The organism is Psychromarinibacter sediminicola (assembly GCF_029168335.1).
Classification (GTDB): Bacteria; Pseudomonadota; Alphaproteobacteria; order Rhodobacterales; family Rhodobacteraceae; genus Psychromarinibacter; species Psychromarinibacter sediminicola.
The window spans coordinates 1-809 of the sequence record NZ_JARGYC010000215.1; the positions used below are offsets into that span (position 1 = coordinate 1).

The 809-nt window shown below is 65.4% G+C and carries 2 protein-coding genes; both read left to right on the top strand.

Going from position 1 to position 809, the window contains the following annotated elements; translation table 11 throughout:
* The first annotated feature begins 178 nt into the window (after positions 1-178).
* Entirely contained in the window at positions 179-610 is a 432-nt protein-coding gene (locus P1J78_RS25040) for a DUF5681 domain-containing protein (RefSeq protein ID WP_275570085.1), read from the top strand.
* The coding region (locus tag P1J78_RS25045; protein ID WP_275570086.1) for a hypothetical protein at positions 607-809 on the top strand (203 nt) is incomplete at its 3' end. The genes P1J78_RS25040 and P1J78_RS25045, both read left to right, overlap by 4 nt.

Consider the following 809-nt stretch of genomic DNA (forward strand, 5'->3'; position numbering starts at 1 on the left):
TGCCACCAGAGACGCGTCTGGGGCGGCTTTGGATGACGCTACGGCTGCTTCTCCTGATGTCCTAGCCGGCACGTCGCCGGCGGGCGATAGCCGGAACCTGCCTGATCTTGGCCCCCGGCTGGCCGCGCTGGCGAAGCGTCTCGGTGCAGTGGGCGAAACGAGGCATTGACGACGGATGGTGGCACGAAAAAACGACCGAAAAACGTACACCGACGACACGGGCAAGTTCGCGCCGGGCAACCCCGGCCGGCCGAAGGGTTCGCGGCACAAGGCGACGCTCGCCATCGAGGAACTGCTTCAGGGCGAAGCCGAAGGTCTGACCCGCAAGGCCGTAGACCTGGCGATGGGCGGCGACACCACGGCTCTCAGGCTGTGCCTGGAGCGGATCGCGCCGCCGAGAAAGGACACACCCGTGGAATTCGAACTCCCGCCCATGGAGACCGCCCAGGACGCCGCACAGGCCGCACAGGCGGTGCTGCAGGCCGTCTCTTGTGGCTCGCTGACCCCGATGGAGGGTGCGAGCGTCATGGCGCTCGTGGAGGGCTACAGGAAGACGCTGGAAACCACGGAACTGGAACAACGCATATCGGCACTGGAGAAAGCGAAATGAGCGGGTTGAGCAGACGACTGGACCGACTGGAGGGATGCACGGGAGACGGGCTGCACCCGGTTTCCGCGTTCGTAACCTTCGTGGAAACGGCCGGTGAACGCGGACTCTGTGGGCAGGCGATCACCCCGGCAGGGGTATTCAACCGGGCAGACGGTGAATCCGAAGGGGCCTTCCTCGTAAGGGCATTTGCGGCGAATGC